Here is a 5,726-nt window from a genome sequence, read left to right as displayed (position 1 = left end):
GCCTCCTGCAGTTGGTTACGCTCGGCGTCGAGTGCCTGCTGCTGCTCTTCGAGCGCTCGCTGGCCTGTCTCCGTGGCGGCGCCTTTGAGCGCTTGCCAGGCATCCCAGAAGCCTTTGTGGACCTCAGGGGGCTTGGCGCGGCGCGCGGGCGACAGGCGTCCCATCGCCTCCGCGATCTTCGGGTATACCGCGTTCGGTGAGCCGCGGCCCTGTGTGACGGCGTGCACCAGTTTGAGGCTGGGCACCTGTCCGAGGTCTAGCGCCGCCTCAACGATCACGTCGATGTCGGCCTGGCTGATCGGCCCCGCATCGGGGTCCCGGGCTTCGACGTAGCGGGTCCGGATGCGCTCAACGGCCTCTTCCTGAGCGATGCGTTCCTGCAGCGGTTGATAACTGGCGCGGGATGTCCCCGCGAACGCCACCAGCATGGCGTCCAGGTCGGCGGGGTCGCCCCCGTGGCGCAACGCGGTGGGCAAATCGAACTCAGCGTCGGTAAGCAGGAGTCCTTGCGCCTCCCCGAAGTTCAAGGGGTTCGTGGACTGGGGGAAGGCGCCCAGGGCCACCTTAGCGGTCCGCAGGTGAAATGCGCTTCGTGCTGGGGTTCGCCCCGGCAGGTAGGTCAGCCGCGCCGGCGAGAGCACGAGTGTCCGAGTCGCGCTGGACAGCGCCATCGCGTGGTCCGTCGGCTTGGTGGGGTCCGCGGTGCGCCGGCCCGCGTTGCGAATCGGCGAGATCTGCGAGCTGAGCTGCATTGTCTCGATCGGTACGCGCGCGAACCCGCCCGGGGTGTTGGCGTCGCGGAACCAGGCCACGCAGCGTCCCGTGGCGATCAGCTGCTCCACGGTCTGTCGCAAGCTCGGCAGGGTCTCCCACGACAGCTCTTTCCCGGCGACGTGCGCCGACGTGGCAGCCGTAACGGCGGCGTTCCAGCGTTCAGTCGAGGGGTTGGAGGAACTGGCCACGGCGATTCTCGGCAGGTGCGTGGGCGCCGTTATACCGCATTTTGCCAGTTTGGAACAATACATAAAGAAGGCTACATAGAGCATAGCCTTAATATCGTCGGATGGGCAATAATTCCATTTATTAACCAATGCGACTAGGCTTGCAGGATTGCAAAATGGGCCGGACCGGCGTAGCCTCAAGTTCGGCAAATCGCGCCCTTGGAGAACGCTATGACCGTCCACGTCGCTCATGCCCCCGTGAATGTGGTGAAGCTGGGCCTGCGCCTCGACGCCGCGCATCGCCGCGTGACCTCGTCCGTGGGGCGCGTCTCGCTGGGCGAGCTGGATCTGAAGCGCGGCTCCAACGAGCGCGCCGTCGCGCCGGGACTCGCGTTCTATCTGATGGCCCCGTTGGGCGCCCGCGAGGAAGACATTCCGGAAGATGCGATCAGCTTGATCAAGGCGACGGTGGCGCAGGTGTTCCGTCGGAGCACGGTGGCCGCCGAGACCCTCAAGCGGCTGTGGTCGGGCACCAACCAGTTTGAGAACGCGTGGGCGCTGCTCGAGGCGCAGGATCACACCTTTGCGGTCCGTCCCGCGCGGACGGGTCTCAGTCGCGAGTACTTAACCAAAGCCTTCCGGGTCCACGATCACGCGCTCTTTGATGCTGCGCACTCGGGCGCGCTCGATCTGGACGAGCCGATCCGCCTGCTGGTGGAGCTCTCGCCCAAGCGCGGCGGTGGCGACGACACCGAGTGGGCCAGCCTGGTCGAGCGTCTGACCGCCACGACGCCGGCGCCAGCCGCCGAGGCCGAGGAGGCCCCTGCCCCGCGTTCCCCCAAGGAACGCATTTTGGCCGAGCACTGCCTCTCGGCAGCCGAGGTGGCCCGCCGCCTCAATGCCCGCGCCGAGGACGCGACGTCGTGGGCCAGCCGCAAGCGCCGTGCCGATGAACTGTTCGGCGTCTGGTCGGCGCGCGACCGCACGTACGTGCACCCGGACTTCCAGTGTGCCGACGGGCTGACCGACGCGCATCGCAAGGCGTTGTTCCAGACCCTACGGACGCGCATCGGTTGGGCCGACACGAACGAGCAGGACAAGGGCGGCTGGAAGCGTGCGTACTGGCTCTATCAGCCCAACACCGCGCTGTCTCAGGCGGCGTTGGCCGCGCCCGGGATCGACATGAGCGATCCGGTCACCGGGGCGTTGACGTTGAACTTCCTGAGCGATCAGCCGCGCACACCGGCGGAGGTGTTCGGGGAAGCGCCCGACGCGGTGATCGCCTTGGCCAAGGACTTGGCACCGGCCGAGGTCGCCCGTGACTGACGTCATCACGAAGTGGCCGTTCCAGACCCAAAGCATTCGAGCAGGCGACGTCGTGGCGCACACCTATCGTGCAGTCTTCGATGCGCGGTCGCCGAACCCGTTCTGCGACACGCGTTACGCCCTCATGGGCCCGCCGGGCCAGCCAAACCTGCGCCCGGCGTATTACGTGGCGACCGGCCACCGCGGCGCCCTGTGGGAGATCATTCTGCGCACCGTGTCGCCGAACGCCGATAACCAGGTGTCGGTGCCAGCGGCCCTCTATGCGGGCCGCCGCCTGGTGCGCTTGCGCGCCAAGCGCGACATTGAGGCCGTGATCCGCGTGGACCGTCCCCATCGACTGCGCTTCGTGGACGCGGACACGCCCGAGGACATGGCCTGGGAGATGGCCTGCACCCACAGTGTGCACGCGATCTCCCACGGCATGGCCGCCGGGGTCGAGCGCTTCCTGACGCAACTGCGCTTCCAACACGCGGCCCTGGGCTGGCGTTCGAAGCAGTACCCGGACGATCTGGTCTATGTGCTGTACGCCCCGCCCTTCGACCCGGACGACTGGGAAATCATCGAAGACATCGACCTCACGAGTGCCGCCGGCATCGCCCTGATCAAGGATGCCGTCGAAGCGCCCGGCTATCAGTGGGAGGACGAGCCCGCGCCGGATCCGGACATCGATCCATGAACGAACTGCTTGTGGTCGACAGCTTGCAGGACCTTCAGGAGGTGGCGGCGGTCGCGTCGACCGCGTTCGAGCCGGTCGTCGCGGTGCCGTCGGCGCCGGCGCTGCTGGAGCGTTTGCGCGCCTGGGAGGCCGACTTTCTCGCCGGCCAAGCCCGCGCCACCGTGGCTGCCGTCCGCGCGGACTGGCAACAGTACATCGAGTGGTGCGAGGCCCAGCACCGCACGCCGTTGCCGGCGGACGTGGATCAGCTGGCCGCGTTCATCAACAACGCGCTGATTCGCGGGCGCAAGCTTTCAACGCTCAAGCGCTACGTCTACACCGTGGGGCTGATCCACGAGGCGGCCGGATTGGCCAGTCCGGCCAAGGATGCTCGCTGGAAACGCAAGTGGGGGGCGATCAGGAAAACGCTCGTTGAACGAACCGGCGCTGACGGCGAACCCGACAACGGCAATTTGACCCGACAGGCCGGCGAGCTGCTGACGGACGACATCGCGAAGATCCTGGCCACGCTTGGCGAACATCCTCGCGACTTGCGTGATGCCGCCATGCTCGCCTTGGCGTCCGACACGCTCGCGCGCGAGTCCGAACTGGTGGGTGTCCGCGTCGAACATCTGCATCAGAATCGAGCCAAGCGCAGCTGGTCGTTGTGGCTACCGCGCAGCAAGAGCAATCAAACCGGCGAGCGAAAGGACTACCGGCACGTCTCGGAGGAGACCATCGCCCGCGTGCGCGCCTGGCAGGCGGCGGCGGGCATCGAGACGGGACTGCTGTTCCTCCCGGTGGGTGGTCGCCCAAAGCGACGGGTGCAGGCGGCCGTTGCTGAGGGTCGGGAGCCGCCCATCGTCGCGCTGGGCGCCAAAGAAGTGGCACGCATTTTCCGCCGGCGCGCCGTTCAGGCGGGACTGGCGCACGCGTGGAGCATCTCTGGCCACTCGACGCGGGTGGGCACCGCGAACGACTTGATCAACGGCGGCGCCACCATTGCGCAGATCATGGATGCGGGCGGATGGCGGAGCGCAGAGATGGTCGCGATCTACACGCGGCGCTCGCAGGCGGGCGCGAATGCGGTGGCGGAGCTGCGCGCTAAGCAGCGCGCGGCCGGCGGTCGCAAGGAGACCGAATGAACGGTTCCCATCGCGGCCGGAGTGCCACGGAATGAGTACGGCGGTCTGGTCCCAGCACCTGGCGTCCTTGGACGACGACGCGTTCGAAGAGTGGCTGTGCCTGTACTTCCAGGAACTGTATGGCTTGCCCCTTCCGCCCCAGCGGAATGGCCGCTCGGGGCAGGCGCAGGCCGGTGTCGATGTGTTTTTTCGCACGCCGGCCGGCGAATGGATCGGTGTCCAGGCCAAGGCCTACACCCGCACCAAGCTCACGCCGGCGAAGTTCGACGTGGAGGTTACGGCGGCACACGCGTTTACGCCGCCGCTCACCCACTACATCGTCTGCACCCTCAACGATCGGGATGCGGTCGTCCAGGCCCACGCGCGTGCCGCGACGATCCACGAGCGCGCGAACGTCACGGTGCTCGCGCGCCAGGACCTCGCAGAAGAGACAGCGCGACGACCGAAGTTGGCTCAGGGCGTCCTCGCGCACCTGTCGCCGGGGTATCTGGACGCGCTGCATCAGGCGTTCACGTTTCGGCCCGGCCAAGCACTGGCCACCAGTGCACCCGATGTCGGCCCAGCTAGCAGTGATGTGGCGCTGCGCGCCATCGGCTCATGGACCGACGCGGGCGATCCGCAGCGCACGCTGGACGAGCTGTCGCGCTACACCGGGTCTGCGGACCGTAGCGAGCGGTTGCTCGTGGAAGTGCGCGCTCGCTTTGCGCTGGGGCAGTTCGACACGGTCATCGAGACGGTGCGCGGCGAGTTGCTGGTCCCGTCGCCGAACGCGTCGGTAATTGCCTTTGGCGCGCATGCTGCCCAGCTCTCGGGCGACGCGGCCTTGGCCGACGCGTGGTTAACCCGGGCGCTGGCAGCGACCACCGCCGCCACGAAGCCACAGGTGGTGGGTTCGTACGTGCGCGTGCATGCGCTTCGCGAGGACGCGTCGTTTGCAACGCTCGAGGCCTTCGCGACCGAGGTGCTGGGGGACCCCCTGCCGATCGCCCTGGCGTTGGCGGACGCCGCGTTCCAGTTCGGTGAGCTGGAGGCCGCCATCACCTGGTACAGCCGAGCCAGGAGCCGCCAACCGGACTGGCCGCCGGGCGCGCGCGCCAATGAACTGGGGGCGCGGCTGTGGCAGCTCATCCGCGCGGAAGAGTCCGGCGCCACGGTCACCGACGCGTTGCGCGGATGCGCGGCGCAGCTGGAGGTGCTGCTGGCCGATCCTGCCATCCAAAGCCCGGGGCTACGGCTGCCGATGCTGGTGAACCTGGGTCACGCCAAGCGCGCCCTCGGCGAGTTCGCGCCCGCCGCGGCGGCCTGGGAAGAAGCGCTCGCGTATCCCGACGCGCCGGCCTCGCTGTGGCTCTACCGTTGCGCCTTGTCGGCCATCGAAGGCGTACCCCTGCCGCCCGAGGCGTTGATCGGACGCTGGACCGACAACCACCGAGCGGCCCTCATTCTGGCCAGCGCCTTCACACTGCAAGGCGATCCGGCGCGCGCCACCACGCTCATCGATCGCGTGTTTGCCGATCCCGCCGCGACCGCCGAGGAAGTGATCCTCGCGCACGTCGAGCGCATACGCGTCGCATCGGCCGGTCACGACAGTCGTGTCACGCCGGCGCACGTGGACACCATGCTCGGGCTCGTGAACCGGGAGGAGCCGTCGCTGCCACT

At 68.0% G+C, this 5,726-nt stretch carries 5 protein-coding genes; 4 read left to right on the top strand and 1 reads right to left on the bottom strand.

Going from position 1 to position 5,726, the window contains the following annotated elements; genetic code table 11:
- On the bottom strand, positions 1-962 hold a 962-nt coding region (locus JHD67_RS22940; protein ID WP_199101058.1), incomplete at its 3' end, for a DNA-binding protein.
- Positions 963-1,172: 210 nt separating this feature from the next.
- Here JHD67_RS22940 and JHD67_RS20770 point away from each other — a divergent pair.
- The 4 genes from JHD67_RS20770 to JHD67_RS20755 all read left to right on the top strand — a co-directional run.
- Positions 1,173-2,267, top strand: a complete 1,095-nt coding sequence (locus JHD67_RS20770; protein ID WP_199041240.1) for a hypothetical protein — start codon at positions 1,173-1,175, stop codon at positions 2,265-2,267.
- Positions 2,260-2,943 carry a hypothetical protein gene (locus JHD67_RS20765; protein WP_199041242.1) on the top strand — a complete coding sequence of 228 codons (684 nt, stop codon included), beginning with the start codon at positions 2,260-2,262 and terminating at the stop codon, positions 2,941-2,943. Before JHD67_RS20770 ends, JHD67_RS20765 begins: the two co-directional genes overlap by 8 nt.
- On the top strand, positions 2,940-4,067 hold the full coding sequence (locus tag JHD67_RS20760; protein ID WP_199041245.1) for a tyrosine-type recombinase/integrase: 1,128 nt from the start codon (positions 2,940-2,942) through the stop codon (positions 4,065-4,067). The genes JHD67_RS20765 and JHD67_RS20760 overlap by 4 nt, the downstream gene beginning before the upstream one ends.
- Before the next feature lie 31 nt (positions 4,068-4,098).
- The coding region (locus JHD67_RS20755) for a hypothetical protein (protein WP_199101057.1) at positions 4,099-5,726 on the top strand (1,628 nt) is incomplete at its 3' end.

Origin of the sequence: Dyella sp. ASV21 (genome assembly GCF_016428975.1) — a bacterium.
In the GTDB taxonomy this organism is placed as follows: Bacteria; Pseudomonadota; Gammaproteobacteria; order Xanthomonadales; family Rhodanobacteraceae; genus Dyella.
The sequence above is the reverse complement of the archived record's forward strand: the minus strand, read 5'-3'. Positions and strand labels throughout refer to the sequence as shown.

What these genes read in the sequence shown, in the direction of transcription:
- JHD67_RS20770 (WP_199041240.1), top strand. Translation starts at nt 1,173, where the DNA reads ATGACCGTCCACGTCGCTCATGCCCCCGTGAATGTGGTGAAGCTGGGC.
- JHD67_RS20760 (WP_199041245.1), top strand. Translation starts at nt 2,940, where the DNA reads ATGAACGAACTGCTTGTGGTCGACAGCTTGCAGGACCTTCAGGAGGTG.